Genomic DNA, 20,245 nt, shown 5'->3' with positions numbered 1-20,245 from the left:
TTCGGACGCGTGGCGGGCGGCGATGCCGCCGCCCCTGCGATCCAGTCGTACGTCGCGCGGTAAACGGCCGCCCGTCGAGCGGAGCGTCCGGGCGACAGCGTGGCCAAGGAAGTGACGCAGTGCCACGAGGTACGGAACGTCAGTCCCCGCTGAGCAACAGGGCGTCGAGACCGCGCACCAGACCCCGGCGTGCCGCGGCCGCCCGCGTGGCGAGCAGGGTCCCGGCGACGTAGGGGGCGGGGGAGGGGCCCGCCTCGTGCCGGATCACCAGGCGCTCGTCCGGCAGCCCGAACTGCGCCTCCACGGCCAGGGTGTAGCCCGGCAGCCGCAGCGAGTGGACCTGCGTGCCCGCGATCGACGCGCCGCGGGCCTCCGGGTGGCCGGCGGTGTGTTCCGGGTCCACGGCATACTCGGGCCGCCGTACGGCGGCCAGTTGTTCGGCGAGTTCGCGTGCGGTGCCGCTGGGGGCGTCGGGCTTGGTCGCGGAGGCGTAGTCGACGATCTCCCAGTGGGGCAGGTGCCGGGCCGCCAGCCGGGCGGCCGCCTGCGCCAGCGCGGCCGTCAGCGAGAAGTTCCCCGAGGCCACCACGCCGACCCCGTGCTCCTCGGCCAGCGCGGCGATCTCCTCGTAGTCGGCGCCGGACAGGCCCGACGAGCCGACCACGACGCCGACCCCGCGGACCACGGCGGTGCGCACATGGCGCCCGACCGCGGTGTGCGAGGTGTAGTCGATCAAGACGTCCACATCGTCCAGCGCGTCGTCGACCGTGCTGAAGACCGGCACCCCGAGCTCGGCACCGCCCCACACCGCCCCGAGGTCGGCGCCGGCCGCGGACCGTGCCACCGCCGTCCGCAGCCGCAGGTCCGCGGAGTCCAGGACGGCGCGCGCCACCGCCTCCCCGGTCCAGCCGGTCGCCCCGGCGACGCACACGTTCAGCAGGTCCATCCCTCCAGCATGAGGCATGATCACCGACCGTCCAGCCCGGAACCGGTCCTCCCGGGGGACCTGGGGCGCAGCCGGGCCGCAGCGGAGCGGGCCTGACGGCGCATCCGGCCGGACATCGTCGGCGGGCGCGGCGCGGCGGCGATCAGCTGCTCCGACAGCCACAGGGAGCGCTTCTCGAGGTCCAGCTCGTCCAGCAGCCGGTCGATGTCGGCCAGCAGCGCCCCGTACAGGTCCCAGCTCTCCCAGCGCCGTTCCGTCTCCGCGCGCAGCAGCACGGCGATGCGGTCCCGCTCCTCCCGGCCGCGCCGCAGGGCGTCCTCCAGCCGGGCCTCCGCCTGGTCGGCGCCCTCCGTGACCTGGGCCGCGATCAGCCGGCCGAAACTGTCGACGGCGTCGGCCATGTCGGCGAACAACTCGTCGATGCCGGCGGCGAGCTCACCGGTGAACAGCGGCTCCCGCGCGCCGCGCTCCCGGTCCAGCTCGGTCAGCGAGCGGCACAGCGTCCGCAGCAGGACGGTCGAGACCTCCAGGGTGTCCAGCCCGCTGCGCAGCAGGAGCCGGGCCATCGCGCCCTCCGCCGGTTTCACCCGCGGGTTGAGCCGGGTCCCCTCCTCCGCCCTGCGCAGCGAGGCGTCGAACCGGGCGACCTCGTTGTCCAGCCGGCGTGCGTCCATCAGCCAGGAGCGGGCCTGCCCGGCGGTGGCCCCGGCGCGCACCTGACGGCCCATGCGGAGCATCAGCGCCCGCATGTGCTCGGCCAGCTCGCGCACCGCGTCACCGGCCGGCTCCACGAAGGCGGGGGGCGGCACGACGACGTTGAGCAGCACCCCGACGCCGGCCCCGACCAGGGTCTCCAGCACGCGGTCCAGCGCCTCGCCGGAGGGGGCGGGGACGGCCAGGATGAGCATCGCGCTGATCGCGACCTCGGCCACGAACTCGTCCACCCGGATGAAGTGACCGATCACCAGCGACGCCAGGATGATCAGCCCGAGGCTCCACCACGTCAGCCCGATCAGCTCCGCGAAGCCCACCGCGATGAGGACGCCGGCCACCACGCTGACCACCCGTCGGATGCCCGTGGTCACGGTCGTGTAGAGCGTCACCTGCACCACGAGCAGGGCCGTCAGGGGCGCCGTCAGCGGCGCGGGGTTGGGCAGCAGGCGGACGGCCACGGCATACGACAGGACCGCGGCCACGGTGGAGCGCGCCGTCTGCACGACGATCGGGTCGTTGGTGCGCCGCAGGAGGTCGGCGAGCGGGGCGGGGAGGGCGCCGGGCACCCTGCCAGTCTCCCCGCGCGCGGGACTCCGGCACCGGGGCGGCGGGCCCGGTTGCGCCGACCGCGTGAATACCCGGCCCCGACACGCCCCTGAGGCACCGTCGGCGGCCCCGGCGGGGGCTTCATGGTCCGGGGCCGGAGTGTGTCCGAGCAGGGGAGCGAGGTGCCTATGGCGTGCGCGGTGCGGCGCTCCCGGGCCCTTGCCGCGGTGCTCGTCCTCGCGGCCGCCGCGGTCGCGTGCGGCGGCGGCGCGTCGCGGACGTCCGGACGGGCCACACTCGACTGGTACAACTTCCCCGACGACTCCGGGGCGCTGCAGCAGGCCGCCGACCGCTGCAGCCGGGCCTCCGGCGGACGCTACGTCATCCGCTACAACAAACTCCCCCGGACGGCCGACGGCCAGCGGCAGCAACTCGTACGCCGGCTGGCCGCACGCGACCCCGCGCTCGACATCCTCGGCCTGGACGTCACCTGGGCCCCGGAGTTCGCCGAGGCCGGCTGGATCCGCCCGTGGACCGGCAGCAGGCGCGCCGAGGCCGTACGGGACACCCTCCCGGCGCCGGTGCGCACGGCCACGTGGAAGGACCGCCTCTACGCCGTCCCGTACAACACCAACGTCCAGCTGCTCTGGTACCGCGCGGACCTCGTGCCGCAGCCGCCCACGACATGGGCCGGGATGCTCGACGCCGCCCGCGCCCTGGCGAAGGCCGGCAAACCCCACCGGATCGAGGTCCAGGGCGCCCAGTACGAGGGGCTCACCGTCTGGTTCAACACGCTCGTCGCCAGCGCGGGCGGTTCGATCCTCAACGCCGACGCGACCGCGCCCTCGCTCGGCGCGCCCGCCGTGCGGGCCGCGAGCATCATGCGCGACCTGGCGGTCTCGCCCGCCGCCGACCCGTCGCTGTCCAACCAGACGGAGGACCAGAACCGGCTCGCCATGGAGTCCGGCACCGCCGCCTTCCAGGTGAACTACCCCTTCGTGTATCCGGCGATGAAGGCCGACAACCCGGAGCTGTTCCGGCACTTCCGGTGGGCCCGCTACCCCCGGGTGGACGCCGACCGCCCCGCACGGGTCACCATCGGCGGCATCGACCTCGCCGTCGGTGCCCACAGCCGCCGGCCCGAGCTCGCCTTCGAGGCGGCGCTGTGCCTGCGCGACCGGGACAACCAGCGGGCCGCCGCGCTCCGCGGCGGCCTGCCGCCGACCCTGCGCTCCCTGTACGACGACCCCCAGATCGAGCGGAGCTACCCCTTCGCCCAGGACATCCTCGCCGAGCTGGAGAACGCCGCCCTGCGCCCGCAGACCCCCGCCTACCAGAACGTGTCCATCGCGGTGTCCCACACCCTGTCACCCCCCGCCGAGATCCGGCCCGCCGCCTCCGTGCTGGACCTGCGCGGGCAGATCGAGGACGCCCTGCAGTCCAAGGGGCTGGTCCCGTGACACGCCTGTCGGAGGGCGCCCGGCAGGAGCGCCGGCTCGGGTGGCTGCTCTGCGCCCCCGCCGTGCTCGTCATGCTCGCCGTGACCGCCTACCCCGTGCTCTACGCCCTCTACCTCTCCCTGCACCGCTACGACCTGCGCTTCCCGCAGCTGGCCCGCTTCGTGGGCCTGGACAACTACGCCGCGGTCCTGAGCTCCGGGTTCTGGTGGGAGGCGTTCCAGGTGACCTGCCTGATCACCGTCGTCTCCGTGGCGGTGGAACTGGCCCTCGGCATGGGCCTGGCCGTCGTCATGCACCGGGCGATCCTGGGCCGCCCCGCGGTGCGCACCGCGGTCCTGCTGCCGTACGGCATCGTGACCGTCGTCGCCGCCTTCTCCTGGCAGTACGCCTGGACCCCCGGTATCGGCTACCTCGTCGACTCGGCGGGAGAGGCCCCGCTGACCGACCACTGGAAGGCCATCGGGCTGATCATCCTGGCCGAGGTTTGGAAGACCACGCCCTTCATGGCGCTGCTGCTGCTCGCCGGGCTGGCCCTGGTGCCCGAGGAGACCCTGCGCGCGGCCATGGTCGACGGCGCCACCCGGTGGCAGCGCTTCCGGCTCGTCACGCTGCCGCTGATGAAACCGGCCATCCTGGTGGCGCTGCTGTTCCGCACCCTCGACGCATTCCGGATCTTCGACAACATCTACGTGCTCACCCAGGGCTCCAACGGCACCGGCTCCGTGTCGATCCTCGGCTACGACAACCTCTTCACGGCGCTGAACCTCGGCATCGGCTCGGCGATCTCCGTGCTGATCTTCCTCTGCGTGGCGGTCATCGCCTTCGCCTTCATCAGGCTGTTCGGCACGGCCGCCCCCGGATCGGAGGACACCGGACGATGAGCACGAGCCCGGCGCAGCGGCGGCGGATCGCCCGCTGGAGCGTCGTCAACACCGCCGTGGTGCTGTACGCGCTGTTCCCGGTGTGGTGGATCGTCGCCCTGTCCTTCAAGGACCCCGCCACCCTCTCCGACGGCAGCTTCGTCCCCCGTAGGTGGACGCTGGAGAACTACCGGGGCATCTTCGCGACCTCCGAGTTCACCCGCGCGCTGGTCAACTCCATCGGGATCGCCCTGATCTCCACCGTCGTCGCCGTCACCCTGGGCACCATGGCCGCCTACGCCGTGGCCCGGCTGCGCTTCCCCGGCAAGCGGCTGCTGATCGGCACCTCGCTGCTGATCGCGATGTTCCCGCCGATCTCCCTGGTGTCGCCGCTGTTCGACATCGAGCGCTTCCTCGGCCTGTTCGACACCTGGGCGGGGCTGATCATCCCGTACATGACCTTCTCGCTGCCGCTGGCGATCTACACGCTGTCGGCGTTCTTCCGCGAGATCCCCTGGGACCTGGAGAAGGCCGCCAAGGTCGACGGGGCCACCCCGGCCCAGGCCTTCCGGCTGGTCATCGCGCCGCTCGCGGCACCCGGGGTGTTCACCACGGCGATCCTGGTCTTCATCTTCTGCTGGAACGACTTCCTCTTCGCGATCTCGCTGACCTCCACCACCGCCGCGCGCACCGTCCCGGCGGCCATCGCCTTCTTCACCGGCAGCTCCCAGTTCCAGCAGCCCACCGGATCGATCGCCGCGGCCGCCGTGGTCATCACCGTCCCGATCGTCGTCTTCGTGCTGCTGTTCCAGCGGCGCATCGTGGCCGGACTGACCTCCGGCGCAGTGAAGGGCTGAAGGACCGCACATGGCCGAGATCACCCTCGAGGGCGTCACCAAGCGCTACCCCGACGGCGCGGTCGCCGTCCGCGACGTCAGCCTCGCCATCGCGGACGGCGAGTTCCTGATCCTGGTCGGCCCGTCCGGCTGCGGGAAGTCCACCACCCTCAACATGATCGCCGGGCTGGAGGACATCACCGAGGGCACGCTCCGCATCGGCGGACAGGTCGTCAACGACAAGGCCCCCAAGGACCGCGACATCGCCATGGTCTTCCAGAGCTACGCCCTCTACCCCCACATGACCGTCCGCCAGAACATGGGCTTCGCCCTGCGGCTGGCCCACGTGGACAAGGCCGTCATCAAGGAGAAGGTGGAGGAGGCCGCCCGCGTCCTCGACCTCACCGGGCACCTCGACCGCAAGCCCGCCAACCTCTCCGGCGGGCAGCGCCAGCGCGTCGCGATGGGCCGCGCCATCGTCCGCGAGCCCAAGGCCTTCCTGATGGACGAGCCGCTGTCCAACCTCGACGCCAAGCTGCGGGTCCAGATGCGCACCCAGATCGCCCGGCTGCAGCGCCGCCTGGGCACCACCACGGTGTACGTCACACACGACCAGACCGAGGCCATGACCCTCGGCGACCGCGTCGTCGTGATGCGCGGCGGCATCGTCCAGCAGACCGGGTCGCCGCAGGAGCTTTACGACCGCCCGCGCAACCTCTTCGTCGCCGGTTTCATCGGCTCGCCCGCGATGAACTTCCTGCCCGCCGCGGTGGAGGAGGACCGGCTGCGCACCCCGCTCGGCGACCTGCCGCTCGACGACCGCCTCCGTGCCGCCCTGGCACGCCGCGACGCACCGCGCGAGGTCATCGCGGGCTTCCGGCCGGAGCACTTCGAGGACGCCGCGCTCGTCGACCCGGAACGCGGCGGCGCCACCGTCACCGTCACCGTCGACGTCCGCGAGTCCCTCGGCTCGGATGTCTTCGTCCACTTCGCCCTGGAGGGCGGCGCGGCCGCCGCGGAGCAACTGGCCGAACTCGCCGCCGACTCCGGCCTCGCCGACACCGGCGCCGGCGGGCCCGAGATCGTCGCCCGGCTCTCCGCCAGGACCCGGGCCCGCGAGGGCGAACGCCTGCGCCTGTGGCTCGACACCGCCCAGGCCCACGTCTTCGACCCGGCCACCGGCGACAACCTCACGCTCCCCGGACACCCCCGCGACACGGCCGCGGGGTGAGCCCATGGCCACGGCCCCCGTCCCGCCGCCCCTCCCCGGACCCCTCGCGCACCTTGCCCCGCTCCTCGACGACTGGGGCTACCTGGCGGTCGGCGTCCTCGTCCTGCTCGACAACGGCGGGATCCCGGTGCCCGGCCAGACCGTCCTCGTCGTCGCGGCCGCCTACGCGGGCACCGGACGGATGGACATCGCCGCCGTCGTCGCGGTCGCGGTCGTCGCGGCCGTCGCGGGCGACTGCCTCGGCTACCTCATCGGCCGCATCGGCGGTCGCGCCTTCGTCCACCGCTGGGGCCGCTACGTCCTGCTCACCCCGGAACGCTTCGCGCGCGGGGAGGAGTTCTTCGCCCGCCGCGGCGACCTCGTCGTCCTGCTCGCCCGCTTCGTGGACGTCCTGCGCCAGACCAACGGCATCATCGCCGGCACCGCGGGCATGCCCTGGTGGCGCTTCCTGCTGTGCAACACCCTCGGCGCGGTCCTCTGGGTCGGTGTATGGGCCGCCCTCGCCTACGCCGCCGGCACCCGCCTCGGCGCGCTCTACGCCTGGCTCACCCGCTTCCAGCTCTACGCCCTGATCGCCGTGGCCCTGATCGCCGCCGCCCTGACTGCCCGCCACATCCGCCGCCGCCGTCTCCGCGGCCGCGGCTACGGCCCCTGAACGCGGCCCTCACAGCCCTGCGTGCGCCATCAGCGTCGTGAGATCCGGCTCGGGTACGCGGACGACTCCCTGCGGGTGCCTGTTGCTCAGGGCACTCAGCGGAAGGGGACGGTCATGCAGGGCGCGCGTCGCCGCGAGGTGCAGCACTGCCGTGAACCGCCAGGGGTAGGCCGGGTCGGCCACCTCCTGGGGCTCGTCCTCCACGTCGGCCATGGCGGCGATCACCTTGTACGGGCTGGTGAAGTAGATCCAGATGCGGTCACCGCCGACCATGTGACGGCGCCGCGAGAGCCTCCAGTCGCCCCGGGGTTGCGCCCGCGCGCAGTCGAGCACCTCGCCCGGCGTGGCGAGCTTCCCGTTCATCGTCGTGTCGGTCGACTTCAGGATGTACAGCCAGTCGCTCATCGCCGATGGCCCCCTGCCGGTTCGCCGTTGCGTACTCCCACCTTCGGGCAACGTCCGGCCCAGGACCAGGGCTTCGGCCGCGTGTGGCGGGGTCCGGCGCGGCGCGCAGTCGCGCGTGGGGGCACGGACCCGCGCCCTTCGCGCCCGTGGGCGGGGTGTGTGGGGCCCCGGTGGGGGTTACAGCAGGTCCTCGATGGTGATCGGCATCTTGCGGACGCGGCGGCCCGTCGCGTGGTGGACGGCGTTGGCGATGGCGGCGCCCGCGCCGACCTGGCCGATCTCGCCGACGCCCTTGACGCCGAGGGGGTTGACGACGGTGTCCTCGACCTCGACGAGTTCGACGTCGACGTCCGGCGCGTCCGCGTTCACGGCGACCAGGTAGTCGCCGAGGCTCGAGGCCGCCCAGCGCCCGGTGCGGGCCTCCATGTGGTTGGCCTCGAGGAGGGCCTGGCCGAGGCCCCAGATCATGCCGCCCATCAGCTGGCTGCGCGCGGTCTTCGGATTGAGGACCCGTCCCGGGGCGAAGGCGCCGACCATGCGGCGGACCCGGACGATACCCAGGTCGGCGTCGACGGCGACCTCGGCGAACTGCGCGCCGAAGGTCATCAGGGCGTGGCCGTTCGCGCCGGAACCAGGGTTCCAGGAGCCCAGGGCCTCCAGGTCCGGCAGGAACTGGCGGTGCATCATCTCCGCGTAGCTCTCGCCCGTGCCGGGGTCGCCCCGGAGCACCATGCGGCCGTCCCGGAGCTCGACGGCCCCCGCGTCCGCCCCGTGCAGCGGGGACTCGGCGTCGGCGACCGCCCGCGCGACGAGCGCGTCCCGCAGGGCCGTGGCGGCGGTGTGGACGGCCGCGCTGATCATGCCGGCACCGGCGGAGCCGACGGCCGCGGCGATCTGGGGGAGGGCGGTGTCGCCGTTCTCGAAGCGGCACCGCTCGACGGGCAGGCCGAGGGCGTCGGCGGCGACCTGCGTCATGACCGTGGCCACACCGGTGCCGAAGTCGGGGGTGGCCGCCTGCACCAGCACCGTCCCGTCGGCGTACAGGCGCGCGCGGGCCCGCTGCGGCGTGAGGGGCTGGGCGACGGGGTAGCCCGCGCTGGCCATGCCCGTGCCGATCATCCAGTGCCCCTCGCGCCGGGAGCGCGGCCGCGGGTCGCGGCCGGCCCAGCCGAAACGCTCCGCGCCGCGGCGGTAGCACTCCTCCAGGCCCCAGCTCGACCACGGGTCGCCCGTCATCGGGTCGGTCGCCGTGATGTTGCGCAGCCGCAGCTCCAGCGGGTCCATCCCGAGCCGCTCGGCGAGCTCGTCCATCGCGCACTCCATGGCGAACATGCCCGAGGCCTCCCCGGGCGCGCGCATGAAGGTCGGCGTCATGGTGTTCGCGCGGAACAGCCGGTACTCGCCCTCGTAGTGGGGGCACCCGTAGATCTGCGAGGCGACGCCCAGCGAGGGCTCGGCCCACTCGTCGAAGTGCGAGGTGGGGGAGAGCTTGTGGTGGCGCAGCGCGGTGAGCCGCCCGTCCCCGGTCGCGGCGAGCATGATCGTCTGCTCCTGCTCCTCGCGGTGCCCCATCGAGGTGAACATCTGCTCGCGGGTCAGCGCCAGTTTCACCGGGCGGCCCACCGTCCGGGCGGCGATCGCGGCGAGGGCCGGGTGGTGCCAGGTCATCGCCTTGCCGCCGAAACTGCCGCCCGTGTAGTGCCCGACGACCCGCACCCGGGAGACCGGCAGGCCGAGCAGTGCGGCGACCGTCTGCTGGGTGGAGGTGACGCCCTGCGTGGCGTCCCAGAGCGTGAGTTCGCCGCCCTCCCAGGACGCGGTGGTCGCCGGCGGCTCGATGGGGTTGTGGTTGTTCGCGGCGTAGGTGAAGGTGGCGTCCAGCCGTACGTCGGCCTCGTCGATCCCCTTCCGCAGGTCGCCCCGGCTCATGCGCCCCGGCATGAAGCCGCCGAAGATCGCCTCGGGCACGTGGGCCAGGTCCCGGCCCTGGTCGAGGGTGGTGACCGAGGGCTCCTCCGCGTACCGCACGTGCAGCAGGCTCGCCGCGTGCTGGGCCCGTTCGTGGGTGTCGGCGACGACCACGGCGATGTGCTGGCCCGCGTAGTGGACGACGTCGTCCTGCAGGGGGAAGAAGGTCTGGCCGGGGGCCGCCGTCCCCGCCAGGGAGGGCAGCAGCGGCGGCTGCGCCGCGATGGGCGGGGTGTTCTCGTGGGTGAGGACCGCGAGGACCCCCTCGGCGGCCTCGGCCTCGCCGGTGTCGATCGAGGTGATCCGCCCCGCGGCGATGTGCGCCCCGACGAGCGCGGCGTACGCCATGCCGGGCAGCGGGATCTCCGCCGAGAACCGCGCCGATCCGGTGACCTTGGGGCGGCCGTCGACCCGGTCCACCGGCTGTCCGACGGCCGGGGTCACGACGGGCTCCCGGTGAGGGTCTCGAGCGCGCGGACCACGGTGCGGCAGGCGAGTTCGACCTTGAACGCGTTCATCGACGTGGGGCGCGCCGCGGCCATCTCGACCCGCGCGGCCTCGTGGAAGTTCTGCGGGATCGCCGGCGCCCCGAGCAGGAACTCCTCGGCGCGCTCCGCCCGCCACGGCCGGGTGCCCACCCCGCCGAGCGCGAGGCGGACGTCCAGCACCAGCCCGTCCGCCAGCGCCAGCGCGGCCGCCACCGAGACCAGCGCGAACTCGTACGACTCGCGGTCCCGGACCTTCAGATACGCGGAGTGGCGGGCGATGGGCACCGAGGGCACCTCGATCACGGTGATCAGCTCGCCGTGCTCCAGCGGGTGCTCCCGGTCCGGGGTGTCGCCGGGCAGCAGGAAGAACTCCTCGAAGGAGTAGGAGCGTTCACCGCCGGGCCCCTCGGTCCGGATCCTCGCGTCGAGCGCCGCCAGGGCCACGGCGACGTCCGAGGGGTGGGTGGCGATGCAGTGCGCGCTCGTGCCGAGGACCGCGTGCCCGCGGCTCGTCCCCTCGATCGCCGCGCAACCGCTGCCGGGCACCCGCTTGTTGCAGGCCGACGCGGTGTCGCGGAAGTAGCCGCACCGCACGCGCTGCATCATGTTGCCGCCCATGGAGGCCATGTTGCGCAACTGGGCCGAGGCGCCGAGTTCCAGCGCCTGGGCGATCAGCGGGAAGCGCTCCCGTACGACGGGCGCCTGCGCGACCTGGCTCATCCGGGCCAGCGCGCCGATCCGCAGCGAGCCGTCGGGCATCTCCTCCACCCCGGTCAGGGGGAGGTCGTTGATGTCGACGAGCCGGCGCGGCGCGAGCACGTTCTGCCGCAGCAGGTCGACCTCGGTGGTGCCGCCGGCGAGGAAGTGGCTCCTCGGGTCGGCGGTGACGGCCGCGATCGCGTCCGTCGTGCCCGTGGCGCGGGTGTAGCTGATGGGCCGCACGATGTCACGCTCCGCTGCCGGTTCCGGGGGCGGCGTCCGGGTCCGCGTCGCGGACCGCGCGGATCGCCGCACGGATGTTGGGGTACGCGGCACAGCGGCAGATGTTGCCGCTCATCCACTCCTTGATCTCCTCGTCGTCCCCGGCGTGCCCCTCCCGCAGCAGCGCCACCGCCGACATGATCTGCCCCGGGGTGCAGTAGCCGCACTGGAAGGCGTCGTGCGCGATGAACGCCTCCTGCATCGGGTCGAGCCGGCCCTCCCGGGCCAGGCCCTCGATGGTGGTGACCTCGCGGCCCTCGCACGTGATGGCGAGCGTCAGGCAGCCCAGCACGCGCCGCCCGTCCACCAGCACCGTGCAGGCCCCGCAGGCGCCCTGGTCGCACCCCTTCTTGGCGCCGGTCAGGCCCAGGTGCTCCCGGAGCGCGTCGAGCAGGCTCACGCGGGGCTCGATGTCCACCGCCCGCCGCTCCCCGTTGACGTGCAGGGTGACCTGGACGGGCTCCGGTCCGCGCTCCGGCAGGACGCCGGACTCCGCCGCAGTGTTCGCCGAGACATGTGAGGACACCGGTCCACCTCCAGATCGGTCTCCCTCTCATGCTGTTTCGCCCGTCAACGACCCGCAACCGGGATCATGGGGGTGCGCCCAGGGCCGCGACGGCCCCCGGAGCCGGGCGGGCACCGGTCACGCCACGCAGAACTCGTTGCCCTCCGGGTCCCGCATCACGACCCCGTAGTGGTCCACGCCCGGTTCGGCGAGCACGCGCAGCCGCGAGGCCCCCGCCGCGACCAGCCGGCCGGCCTCGGCCTCGACCCGCTCCCTGCGCGTCTCCAGGGGCACTTCGGCCCGCTCGCCGCCGACCTTGACGTCGAGGTGGAGCCGGTTCTTGACCACCTTGCCCTCGGGCACCTGCTGGAACCAGATCCGGGGCCCCTCACCCGCCGGATCCACGATGGAGTCGCAGCAGTCACCCTTGCCGAGCTCCTCCTCGGGCACGCCGACGGAGAGCCAGTACTCCCGCCAGGTGGGGAAGCCGTCCGGCGCGGCCTCGATGCGGTAGCGCAGCGCGTCCGCCCAGAAGCGCGCCTGCGCCTCCGGATCCGCGCAGTCGATCGTGAGCTGGAACGCGACCATGGTGTGCCTCCGTCGAAGTGGCCCGCCCGGTGCCTGCACCGGTGGGGCCATGCTGCCCGACGGGTACGACAGTCGACAGTCGCTCAGCCGTTCTCCTCGATCCTGAAGCCGACCTTCAGCCCGACCTGGTAGTGCCCGACCTGCCCGTCCGCCAGGTGACCGCGGATCTGCGTGACCTCGAACCAGTCGAGGTTGCGCAGGGTCTCCGAGGCCCGGCTGAGCCCGTTGCGGATGGCGGCGTCCAGGCCCTCGCTGGACGAGCCGACGATCTCGGTCACCCGGTACGTGTGGTCGGTCATGGGGCCTCCCTGATCGGTGGGACGGGCGGTTCCGCCGCCCCTCCACGGTGCCTCATCACCCGTCGGGCCGCGAGGGGAAGGGGCCCCTGGGCGTTAGCCCTCGGCGTGCCGCGGGAAGGGGCCCCACATGGCCAGGGCGAACGACGAGGTCGAGGCCCTGCTCCGCGAGTACGCCGACCTCATCCGGATCACCGGCGGCGACGCGTTCAAGGCGCGCGCCTACGAGAAGGCCGCCCGCGCCATCGGCGGCCACCACGAGGACGTCTCCCGGCTCGACGACAAGGAGCTGCGGAAGATCCCCGACGTGGGGAAGTCGGTGGCCGCGAAGGTCGCCGAGTACCTGCGCACCGGCAGCGTCCCCGCCCTCGAGGAACTGCGCGCCCGCATCCCCGCGGGCGTACGGGAGATGACCGCGATCCCGACGCTCGGCCCCAAGCGGGCCATGATGCTCTACGAGGAGCTGCACATCGCCTCGGTGCGGGAACTGGCCGACGCCATCCACCAGGAGCGCCTGCGCGGACTGCCCGGCTTCGGCACCCGCACCGAGGAGAACATCCTGCACGGCATCGGCCTGCTGCAGTCCTCGGCCGGCCGGGTCCCGCTCGACGTCGCCACGGAGGTCGCCGAGGACGTCGTCGCCGAGCTCTCCGCGCTCCCCGGCTGCGAACGCTGCACGTACGCCGGCTCGCTGCGCCGCATGCGGGAGACCGTCGGGGACGTCGACGTCCTCGTCGCCGCCGAGCGGTCCGCGCCCTTCATGGAGGCGTTCGTGCGGATGCCGGTCACCGCGGAGGTCGTCGTGCGGGGCGCGAAGAAGACCTCGATCCGCACCGCCAAGGGCCTCCAGGTCGACCTGCGGGTGGTGCCGCCGGACTCGTGGGGCGCGGCGCTGCAGTACTTCACCGGCTCCAAGGCCCACAACATCCGCGTCCGGGAGCTGGCCGTCCACCACGGCCTCAAGCTCTCCGAGTACGGGCTCTTCGACACCGCGACCGGCGAGCGGGTCGTCTCCCGGACCGAGGAGGAGGTCTACGCCCGGCTCGGCCTGCCCTGGATACCGCCCACCCTGCGCGAGGACCGGGGCGAGATCCAGGCGGGACTGGCCGGGGAGCTCCCCGAGCCGCTCGCCCTGCGCGCCCTCCGCGGCGACCTGCACACCCACACCGACCTGACCGACGGCCTTGCCGGGCTGGAGGAGATGGCGGCCGCGGCGGCCGCGCGCGGCTACGCCTACTACGCGGTCACCGACCACGCTCCCAACCTGTACATGCAGCGCATGACCGACGCGAAGATCCTCGCCCAGCGCGAGCAGGTCCGCCGCCTGGACCGATCGCACCAAGGCATGCGTATCCTGCACGGCACCGAACTCAACATCGGCCCCGACGGGGACGTGGACTGGCCGGACGAGTTCCTGGCCGGCTTCGACCTGTGCGTCGCCTCGATCCACTCCCACTTCAACCAGGACCGCGACGCCCTCACCCGGCGCCTGGTGCGCGCCGCCGAGCACCCGTACGTCAACATCATCGGCCACCCCACCACCCGGCTGCTGGGCAGGCGCCCGGGTGTCGACGCCGACTTCGACGAGGTCTTCGCCGCCTGCGCCCGCACCGGCACCGCGCTGGAGGTCAACGCCCAGCCCGACCGGCTCGACCTCGGCGACGAGCTGATCCTGCGGGCCCGCCGGCACGGCGTGCGGTTCGCCGTCGACAGCGACGCGCACTCCACCGTCCACCTGGACTTCATGCGCTACGGCGTCGGCACCGCCCAGCGGGGCCGGCTCACCGAGGACGACGTCGTCAACGCCTGGCCGCTCACCCGGCTGCGGCGCTTCCTGCGCAAGGGCCGCCGTACGCATCCGTGACCGTACCCGGGGTAGGCGCAGCGTGAGGGCCCCCTACCACGCCCCGACATCGAGGAGGACACGATGCTGCTGCTGGGATTCGTGCTCATGGGCGCCACCGCCGCCTTCACCGGGCTCCTGATCGCGGAGAACCTCGGGGGAGGCCCCGACTACACCGTGACGATGTTCGGCTCGGACATCGCCACCGTCAACACGCTCGGCGCGTTCCTCGCCGGTCTCGCGCTCGCCCTGGTGTTCTGCCTGGCCTCGGTCATCGCCCTGGCCGGCGCCGGACGCGAGCGCAGCCGCCGTGCGGAGCTGCGCCGGCTGCGCCGCCGGGCCCGCGCCGCCGACGCGGCGCCCGACGCCACCACCGCCGGCACCACCACCCCCGCCGCCGGTACCGCAATGACCGAGGACGAGACGGCCACGACGCAGAAGACCCCCTCGGCGTCGGCGCGCCGCCGGGGCATGCACCTCTTCGGCCACTGAGCCACCGCCCCCTGACCGACCGATCCACCCAGCCACCCACCCACCCGGCCGGAGCGCCCGGCCACCACCGGTACGTACGACGGACCGCCGAAGATGCCTCCCGGACCCGCTGCCGCCATTCTTGGAACGGGGCAGGACAAGGAGGCCGGTACGTGTCCACCACGAAGATCTGCTGTGTGGCGGGCGCCCCGTGCTGGGTCAGCCTGATGGCACGCGACCTGGACGTGGCGAAGGCGTTCTACGGACCACTGCTCGGCTGGGAGTTCGAACCCGGGCCCTCACGCTGGGGCCCGTACGAACGCGCGCTGGTGAACGGCACGGAGGTGGCCGGCATCGGCGCGATAGCCCGCGACTGGGAGACCTCGGTGTCCTGGACCACCTACTTCGGGGTGGAGAGCGCCGACGCCACGGCCTCCGACATCCGCGACCGCGGCGGCACGGTGGCCGTCGGCCCGCTCGACTTCGACGCCGGGCGGCTGGCGCTGGTGGCCGACTCCATGGGCGCCTCCTTCGGCATCTGGGAGGGCGAGCACGGCCCCGCCCGCAAGCTGCGCATGCACGGCGCCCCGTCCTGGATCGAGCTGCGCACCCGCGACGCCTTCGCGGCGGCCCTGTTCTACGGCGAGGTCTTCCACTGGGACCGGCGGGGCCCCCGCTACGTCGTGGAGTGGGAGAACGACCGGGTCGTCCTGTACGTCGACGGGCACAGCGTCGCGGGCATCCGCGGCGGCGGCGTCGAGGCCGCGGCCGACCCCAGGGTCCGGCCGCGGTGGCACGTCTTCTTCACCGTCGCCGACGTGGACGAGGCCGTCCGGCGCGCCAAGGACCTAGGCGGCGAGGTGACCGGGGAGCCGCTCGACAGCGCCTACGGCAGGGTCGCGGGCATCCGCGACCCCGAGGGCGGGCTGCTCTCCCTCGTCGCCGACCACGAGTAGTACGCGCCGGCCGCGTCCCATCGGATGAACCTCGCCCCGCCATCGTCCCGCCGGGTCGCGGACACCCCGGCGGGGCACTAGAGAAGCGGCCATGGAGTGGTTCACGGCACCCGACTACTGGCTGAGCCGCGTCGTCGTCCAGCGCGGGCTGGGCGTGCTGTACCTGGTCGCCTTCCTCACCGCAGCCGGCCAGTTCCGCGCCCTCATCGGCGAGCACGGGCTGCTGCCCGTCCCGCGCTTCCTGCGGGACGTGCCCTTCCGCCACGCGCCCAGCCTGTTCCACCTGCGCTACTCCGACCGTCTCTTCGCCACCGTCGCGTGGGGCGGTGCCGCGCTGTCCGCCGCCGTCGTCGCGGGCGTCACCGACCTCGTGCCGCTGTGGGCCGCCATGCTGATCTGGGCGGTGCTGTGGCTGCTCTACCTGTCGATCGTCAACGTCGGCCAGACCTGGTACGCGTTCGGCTGGGAGTCCCTGCTGCTGGAGGCCGGCTTCCTGGCGGTGTTCCTCGGCAACGAGGACACCGGGCCGCCCGTGCTGATCCTGTGGCTGATGCGCTGGCTGGTCTTCCGCGTCGAGTTCGGCGCCGGCCTGATCAAAATGCGGGGCGACGCCTGCTGGCGCGATCTGACCTGCCTCTACTACCACCACGAGACGCAGCCCATGCCCGGCCCGCTCAGCTGGTTCTTCCACCACCTGCCGCGCGGGGCGCACCGGGCCGAGACCGCCGCCAACCACTTCGCCCAGCTGGTCGTGCCCGTCGCCCTGTTCACCCCGCAGCCGGTGGCGAGCGTCGCCGCCTGCGTCGTCATCCTCACCCAGCTGTGGCTGGTGCTCTCGGGCAACTTCGCGTGGCTGAACTGGCTGACGATCGTCCTCGCCGTCGCCGCCCTCGACAGCTCGTACGCGGCCGCGCCGCCGCCCGAGGCGTCCGTCCCCCCGCCCGCCTGGTACGCGGCCCTGGTGATCGCCGCCACCGCCCTGGTGGCCGTGCTCAGCTACTGGCCCGCCCGCAACCTGCTCTCCCGCGGCCAGATGATGAACGTCTCCTTCAACCGGCTGCACCTGGTCAACTCCTACGGCGCCTTCGGCAGCATCAACCGGATGCGCCTGGAGGTCGTGGTCGAGGGCACCGACGCCGCCGAACCCGGCCCCGGCACCGTGTGGAAGGAGTACGGCTTCAAGGGCAAGCCCACCGACCCGCACCGGCTGCCCCGTCAGTTCGCCCCGTACCACCTGCGGCTGGACTGGATGATGTGGTTCGCCGGGATCTCCTCGGCGTACGCGTGGAGCTGGTTCATCCCGTTCGTCGGCAAGCTCCTGGAGAACGACCCCCGCACCCTGCGGCTGCTGCGGAGCAACCCCTTCCCGGACGCCCCGCCCACCTACGTCCGCGCCCGCCTCTACCACTACCGGTTCACCGACTGGCGCACCCTGCGCGCCACCGGGGCCTGGTGGGAGCGGAGCCTGGTGCGCGAGTACCTCCCGCCGGTCGACCGCGAGGGCCTGCGACGCCATGGCTGACGACGCCCGTGCGTCCCGGCCCCGGCACGGACACGGCGTACGGCGACGGCCTCGACGACGCGACGCCGGCCCTCAGCCGCGCCAAGGGGTGGGGCGGATCTCGAAGCCGGTGAGCCCCTCCGGCTCCTCCTCGACGACCTCCACACGGTCCACGATGGACAGCGGCGAGCCCTCGTGCGACCAGGCCACCATCTCCGCCACCGCCTCGGACGGGCCCTCGAAGACCGCCTCGACCGTGCCGTCCGGCCGGTTGCGGACCCAGCCGGCGACACCGGCCCCGCCCGCGGTCATGCGGCAGGTGTCCCGGAAGTACACCCCCTGGACGTCCCCCGTCACCACGACCCGGCGCCGGATCACGGCCGCACCTGGCGGATCGCGTCGCGGAAGGCGCCGGCGTCCAGGACGGCCGCCCCGCCGGGGTCGTTGTTGAAGTACACGAACACGTCGGAGCCCTCCGGCCAGGTGTCCACGATGCGGTGCGCCCAGGTGGTCAGCGCCCGGGACCCGTAGCGGGGCCACGGCCGGGCGATGCCCTCATGGAAGCGCACGTAGCCCCAGTCCGCGGTGCGCCACAACGGCGTCGCCGGGCGCGCCCGCCGGTCGGCCCAGCACAGCGCGGCGCCGCGGCGCTTCAGCAGCGCGCGGATCTCGGGGGTCCACCAGGAGGCGTGCCGCGGCTCGACCGCCACCCGCACCCCCGCGGGGAAGCAGCGCAGGCACGTCTCCAGGACGCGGGCGTCGGCCCGGAGGTTCGGCGGCAGCTGCAGCAGCACCGGGCCCAGCCGGTCGCCGAGCCCCTCCGCGTGCGTGAGCAGCCGCCGCACCGGCTCCTCCGGGTCGCGCAGCCGTTTCATGTGGGTCAGGTAGCGGCTGGCCTTGACCGCCATCACGAAGCCCTCGGGCGTGTGCTCCCGCCAGCCGGCGAAGGTCTCCCGGGACGGCAGGCGGTAGAAGGCGTTGTTGCTCTCGACAGTGCCGAAACGGCGCGCGTACTCCTCCAGCCACAATCGCTGCGGCACCTGGGGCGGGTACAGCACGCCGCGCCAGTCCCGGTACTGCCACCCCGAGGTTCCCACGAGCACGGACATCGCGCGGTCCCTGCCGGTTGCTTGCTGGTCCCTATTCAGGGTAGGTCGTAAGGAGTCCCGCATCTCCCCGCTCGCGGGGGTGTAATCATGCACTTCACAGACCGTGCCGATGCCGGACGGCAGCTCGCCGAGCGGCTGCGGCATCTGGAATTCGACAACCCCATCGTGCTCGGCCTGCCGCGCGGCGGCGTGGTCGTCGCCTACGAGGTGGCGCAGGCCCTGCACGCCCCCCTCGACGTGATCGTCGTTCGCAAGCTGGGCGTCCCGTACCACCGGGAGCTGGGCTTCGGCGCCATCGGCGAGGGCGGCGCCAAGGTGCTCAGCGACGACATCGTCCGCATGGGCCACGTCTCCCGCGCCGACATCGACACCGTCGAGCACCGCGAGGAGGCCGAGCTGGCCCGGCAGGCGCACCGCTTCCGCGAGGGGCGGCCGCGCACCTCGCTGGCCGGCCGTACGGTGCTGATCGTCGACGACGGCGTCGCCACCGGCGCCACCGCCCTCGCCGCCTGCGAGGTGGCTCGCGCCCAGGGCGCGGCCAGGATCGTGCTCGCCGTGCCCGTGGCCTCGCCGCAGTCGCTGCCCGCGCTGCGGCACGCAGCCGACGACGTGGTGTGCCTGTCGGCGCCGAACGCGTTCTTCGCGGTGGGCGAGTGGTACCACGACTTCTCCCAGACCGCCGACGACGAGGTGTCCGGGCTGCTCAAACAGGCCGCCGCCCGGGAACCGCGGACCACCGAGGTGGACCTCGCCGTGGGCGGCGGGGCCGGGACGCGGCTCGCCGGCACGCTGACCATGCCCGCCGACGCGCGGGCCCTGGTGCTCTTCGCCCACGGCACCGGCAGCAGCCGGCACAGCCCGCGCAACCGCGCCGTGGCCGCCGCGCTCAACCAGGCCGGCCTCGGCACCCTCCTCTTCGACCTCCTCACCTCGGCCGAGGAGGCGGACCGGGCCAACGTCTTCGACATCGAACTGCTCGCCGGCCGCCTCGCCGACGTCACCGAGTGGGCCCGCGGGGAGAACCTGCCGCTGGCCTACTTCGGGGCCAGTACGGGCGCCGCCGCCGCGCTGTGGGCCGCGGCCGACCCCCGGGCCGCCCCGTACGTCTCCTCGGTGGTGTCCCGGGGCGGCCGCCCCGACCTGGCCGCGCCCCGGCTCGGCGAGGTCAGTGCACCCACCCTGCTCATCGTCGGCGGCCGGGACACCACCGTCCTGGAGCTGAACCGGCGTGCCCAGGAGGCGCTCGGCTGCCCCAGCCTGCTGCACGTGGTCCCCGGCGCGACCCATCTGTTCGAGGAGCCCGGAGCCCTCGACGAGGTGGCGCACCTGGCGCGCGACTGGTTGGCCGGTCACCTCCCTGCGACGGCCGGTCCGTGACCGTACCCTGAGGTCAGGGGGTGTGGAAGGGAGTAGGAGGATGCGCCGATGAGCAGCACGGTGACCATGCTGGACTCACTTCCGTCGGCCCACCGCCGGGCCTTCCTGGAACACGCCAAGAAGGTCAGCTTCCCGCAGAGCTGGCGCATCTGCGACGAGGGCAGATTCGCCGACCGCTTCTGGGTGGTCGAGTCAGGGGCCGTCTCCATCGACATGGACGTGCCCGGCCGCGGCGCGGTCTCCGTGGAGACCCTCGGACCCGGCGAACTCATCGGCTGGTCCTGGCTGTTCCCTCCCTACCGCTGGCAGGTCGGCGCCCACGCGCTGGGCTCGGTGGGCGCCTACGAGTTCAGCGGGGCCGAGATCCGCGACCTGTGCCGGGAGAACCCGGTGCTGGGCCAGGCCATCGTGCTGGCCGCCGCCCAGACCATCGCCCAGCGGCTGGGCTCCGCCCGGGCCCGGATGCTCGACATCTACGGCCCGCGTCTGCAGGAACACTCCTGAGGGCA

21 protein-coding genes are annotated in these 20,245 nt (G+C 73.3%); 11 read left to right on the top strand and 10 right to left on the bottom strand.

The annotated features are described in order from the left end of the window. Positions 1–139: 139 nt before the first annotated feature. A complete protein-coding gene (dapB, locus tag CHF15_RS11120; protein ID WP_089223509.1) occupies positions 140–946 on the bottom strand; it encodes a 4-hydroxy-tetrahydrodipicolinate reductase in 807 nt (268 codons plus the stop codon). Between the two features lie 20 nt (positions 947–966). Beyond that, a complete protein-coding gene (locus CHF15_RS11115; RefSeq protein ID WP_089223508.1) occupies positions 967–2,226 on the bottom strand; it encodes an FUSC family protein in 1,260 nt (419 codons plus the stop codon). Positions 2,227–2,394: 168 nt separating this feature from the next. Between CHF15_RS11115 and CHF15_RS11110 the strand changes: the two genes are divergently transcribed. Genes CHF15_RS11110 through CHF15_RS11090 form a run of 5 tightly spaced genes read left to right on the top strand, consistent with a single transcriptional unit; the run spans position 2,395 to position 7,248 of the window. Continuing rightward, positions 2,395–3,666, top strand: coding sequence for an ABC transporter substrate-binding protein (locus CHF15_RS11110; protein WP_089223507.1), 1,272 nt, complete (start codon positions 2,395–2,397; stop codon positions 3,664–3,666). Next, positions 3,663–4,547, top strand: coding sequence for a carbohydrate ABC transporter permease (locus CHF15_RS11105; RefSeq protein WP_089223506.1), 885 nt, complete (start codon positions 3,663–3,665; stop codon positions 4,545–4,547). Before CHF15_RS11110 ends, CHF15_RS11105 begins: the two co-directional genes overlap by 4 nt. Then, entirely contained in the window at positions 4,544–5,383 is an 840-nt protein-coding gene (locus CHF15_RS11100; protein WP_089223505.1) for a carbohydrate ABC transporter permease, read from the top strand. Before CHF15_RS11105 ends, CHF15_RS11100 begins: the two co-directional genes overlap by 4 nt. Before the next feature lie 10 nt (positions 5,384–5,393). Continuing rightward, entirely contained in the window at positions 5,394–6,593 is a 1,200-nt protein-coding gene (locus CHF15_RS11095) for an ABC transporter ATP-binding protein (RefSeq protein ID WP_089223504.1), read from the top strand. A 4-nt stretch (positions 6,594–6,597) separates the two neighbouring features. Then, positions 6,598–7,248 carry a DedA family protein gene (locus CHF15_RS11090; protein WP_089223503.1) on the top strand — a complete coding sequence of 217 codons (651 nt, stop codon included), beginning with the start codon at positions 6,598–6,600 and terminating at the stop codon, positions 7,246–7,248. 9 nt (positions 7,249–7,257) lie between these two features. Here the strand turns inward: CHF15_RS11090 and CHF15_RS11085 are convergent, their stop codons facing one another. The 6 genes from CHF15_RS11085 to CHF15_RS11060 form a co-directional block, all read right to left on the bottom strand. Then, positions 7,258–7,653: a hypothetical protein gene (locus CHF15_RS11085; RefSeq protein ID WP_089223502.1), complete on the bottom strand. Its 396-nt coding sequence runs from the start codon at positions 7,651–7,653 to the stop codon at positions 7,258–7,260. A 177-nt stretch (positions 7,654–7,830) separates the two neighbouring features. Then, positions 7,831–10,065, bottom strand: coding sequence for a xanthine dehydrogenase family protein molybdopterin-binding subunit (locus CHF15_RS11080; protein WP_089223501.1), 2,235 nt, complete (start codon positions 10,063–10,065; stop codon positions 7,831–7,833). Beyond that, the gene (locus CHF15_RS11075; protein WP_089223500.1) at positions 10,062–11,051 is read right to left on the bottom strand and encodes an FAD binding domain-containing protein; all 990 of its coding nucleotides are present in this window, start codon (positions 11,049–11,051) and stop codon (positions 10,062–10,064) included. Before CHF15_RS11075 ends, CHF15_RS11080 begins: the two co-directional genes overlap by 4 nt. A gap of 4 nt (positions 11,052–11,055) precedes the next feature. After that, positions 11,056–11,616 (bottom strand): (2Fe-2S)-binding protein, encoded by a 561-nt coding sequence (locus tag CHF15_RS11070; protein ID WP_375815285.1) that lies wholly within the window; start codon positions 11,614–11,616, stop codon positions 11,056–11,058. Positions 11,617–11,733: 117 nt separating this feature from the next. Next, entirely contained in the window at positions 11,734–12,183 is a 450-nt protein-coding gene (locus CHF15_RS11065) for a VOC family protein (RefSeq protein ID WP_089223499.1), read from the bottom strand. An 83-nt stretch (positions 12,184–12,266) separates the two neighbouring features. Beyond that, positions 12,267–12,482 carry a dodecin gene (locus CHF15_RS11060; RefSeq protein WP_089223498.1) on the bottom strand — a complete coding sequence of 72 codons (216 nt, stop codon included), beginning with the start codon at positions 12,480–12,482 and terminating at the stop codon, positions 12,267–12,269. Between the two features lie 127 nt (positions 12,483–12,609). Here CHF15_RS11060 and polX point away from each other — a divergent pair, with 127 nt between their 5' ends. From polX to CHF15_RS11040, 4 genes are all read left to right on the top strand, one after another. Beyond that, positions 12,610–14,343, top strand: a complete 1,734-nt coding sequence (polX, locus tag CHF15_RS11055) for a DNA polymerase/3'-5' exonuclease PolX (protein ID WP_089223497.1) — start codon at positions 12,610–12,612, stop codon at positions 14,341–14,343. Positions 14,344–14,406: 63 nt separating this feature from the next. Beyond that, a complete protein-coding gene (locus CHF15_RS11050; protein WP_089223496.1) occupies positions 14,407–14,814 on the top strand; it encodes a hypothetical protein in 408 nt (135 codons plus the stop codon). 152 nt (positions 14,815–14,966) lie between these two features. After that, complete coding sequence (locus tag CHF15_RS11045) at positions 14,967–15,749, top strand: VOC family protein (RefSeq protein ID WP_179279731.1); 783 nt, start codon at positions 14,967–14,969, stop codon at positions 15,747–15,749. Positions 15,750–15,840: 91 nt separating this feature from the next. Next, entirely contained in the window at positions 15,841–17,271 is a 1,431-nt protein-coding gene (locus CHF15_RS11040) for a lipase maturation factor family protein (RefSeq protein WP_089223495.1), read from the top strand. 72 nt (positions 17,272–17,343) lie between these two features. Here CHF15_RS11040 and CHF15_RS11035 read toward each other — a convergent pair whose 3' ends face one another. Then, complete coding sequence (locus CHF15_RS11035; RefSeq protein ID WP_089223494.1) at positions 17,344–17,628, bottom strand: acylphosphatase; 285 nt, start codon at positions 17,626–17,628, stop codon at positions 17,344–17,346. After that, positions 17,625–18,359 carry a DUF72 domain-containing protein gene (locus tag CHF15_RS11030; protein WP_089223493.1) on the bottom strand — a complete coding sequence of 245 codons (735 nt, stop codon included), beginning with the start codon at positions 18,357–18,359 and terminating at the stop codon, positions 17,625–17,627. Before CHF15_RS11030 ends, CHF15_RS11035 begins: the two co-directional genes overlap by 4 nt. Before the next feature lie 87 nt (positions 18,360–18,446). On the opposite strand from CHF15_RS11030, the gene CHF15_RS11025 reads away from it, so the two are divergent. Together CHF15_RS11025 and CHF15_RS11020 are read left to right on the top strand one after the other, a co-directional pair. Further along, a complete protein-coding gene (locus CHF15_RS11025; protein WP_089223492.1) occupies positions 18,447–19,736 on the top strand; it encodes an alpha/beta family hydrolase in 1,290 nt (429 codons plus the stop codon). Between the two features lie 48 nt (positions 19,737–19,784). Then, positions 19,785–20,240: a Crp/Fnr family transcriptional regulator gene (locus tag CHF15_RS11020; RefSeq protein ID WP_089223491.1), complete on the top strand. Its 456-nt coding sequence runs from the start codon at positions 19,785–19,787 to the stop codon at positions 20,238–20,240. Positions 20,241–20,245: the final 5 nt, after the last annotated feature.

Source organism: Actinacidiphila glaucinigra (assembly GCF_900188405.1).
GTDB classification, from domain to species: Bacteria; Actinomycetota; Actinomycetes; order Streptomycetales; family Streptomycetaceae; genus Actinacidiphila; species Actinacidiphila glaucinigra.
The sequence above is the reverse complement of the archived record's forward strand: the minus strand, read 5'-3'. Positions and strand labels throughout refer to the sequence as shown.

Coding starts and splice junctions, on each gene's coding strand:
- dapB (WP_089223509.1), bottom strand. CDS start 946: ATGGACCTGCTGAACGTGTGCGTCGCCGGGGCGACCGGCTGGACCGGG.
- CHF15_RS11110 (WP_089223507.1), top strand. CDS start 2,395: ATGGCGTGCGCGGTGCGGCGCTCCCGGGCCCTTGCCGCGGTGCTCGTC.
- CHF15_RS11100 (WP_089223505.1), top strand. CDS start 4,544: ATGAGCACGAGCCCGGCGCAGCGGCGGCGGATCGCCCGCTGGAGCGTC.
- CHF15_RS11095 (WP_089223504.1), top strand. CDS start 5,394: ATGGCCGAGATCACCCTCGAGGGCGTCACCAAGCGCTACCCCGACGGC.
- CHF15_RS11090 (WP_089223503.1), top strand. CDS start 6,598: ATGGCCACGGCCCCCGTCCCGCCGCCCCTCCCCGGACCCCTCGCGCAC.
- CHF15_RS11085 (WP_089223502.1), bottom strand. CDS start 7,653: ATGAGCGACTGGCTGTACATCCTGAAGTCGACCGACACGACGATGAAC.
- CHF15_RS11065 (WP_089223499.1), bottom strand. CDS start 12,183: ATGGTCGCGTTCCAGCTCACGATCGACTGCGCGGATCCGGAGGCGCAG.
- CHF15_RS11060 (WP_089223498.1), bottom strand. CDS start 12,482: ATGACCGACCACACGTACCGGGTGACCGAGATCGTCGGCTCGTCCAGC.
- polX (WP_089223497.1), top strand. CDS start 12,610: ATGGCCAGGGCGAACGACGAGGTCGAGGCCCTGCTCCGCGAGTACGCC.
- CHF15_RS11050 (WP_089223496.1), top strand. CDS start 14,407: ATGCTGCTGCTGGGATTCGTGCTCATGGGCGCCACCGCCGCCTTCACC.
- CHF15_RS11040 (WP_089223495.1), top strand. CDS start 15,841: ATGGAGTGGTTCACGGCACCCGACTACTGGCTGAGCCGCGTCGTCGTC.
- CHF15_RS11030 (WP_089223493.1), bottom strand. CDS start 18,359: ATGTCCGTGCTCGTGGGAACCTCGGGGTGGCAGTACCGGGACTGGCGC.
- CHF15_RS11025 (WP_089223492.1), top strand. CDS start 18,447: ATGCACTTCACAGACCGTGCCGATGCCGGACGGCAGCTCGCCGAGCGG.
- CHF15_RS11020 (WP_089223491.1), top strand. CDS start 19,785: ATGAGCAGCACGGTGACCATGCTGGACTCACTTCCGTCGGCCCACCGC.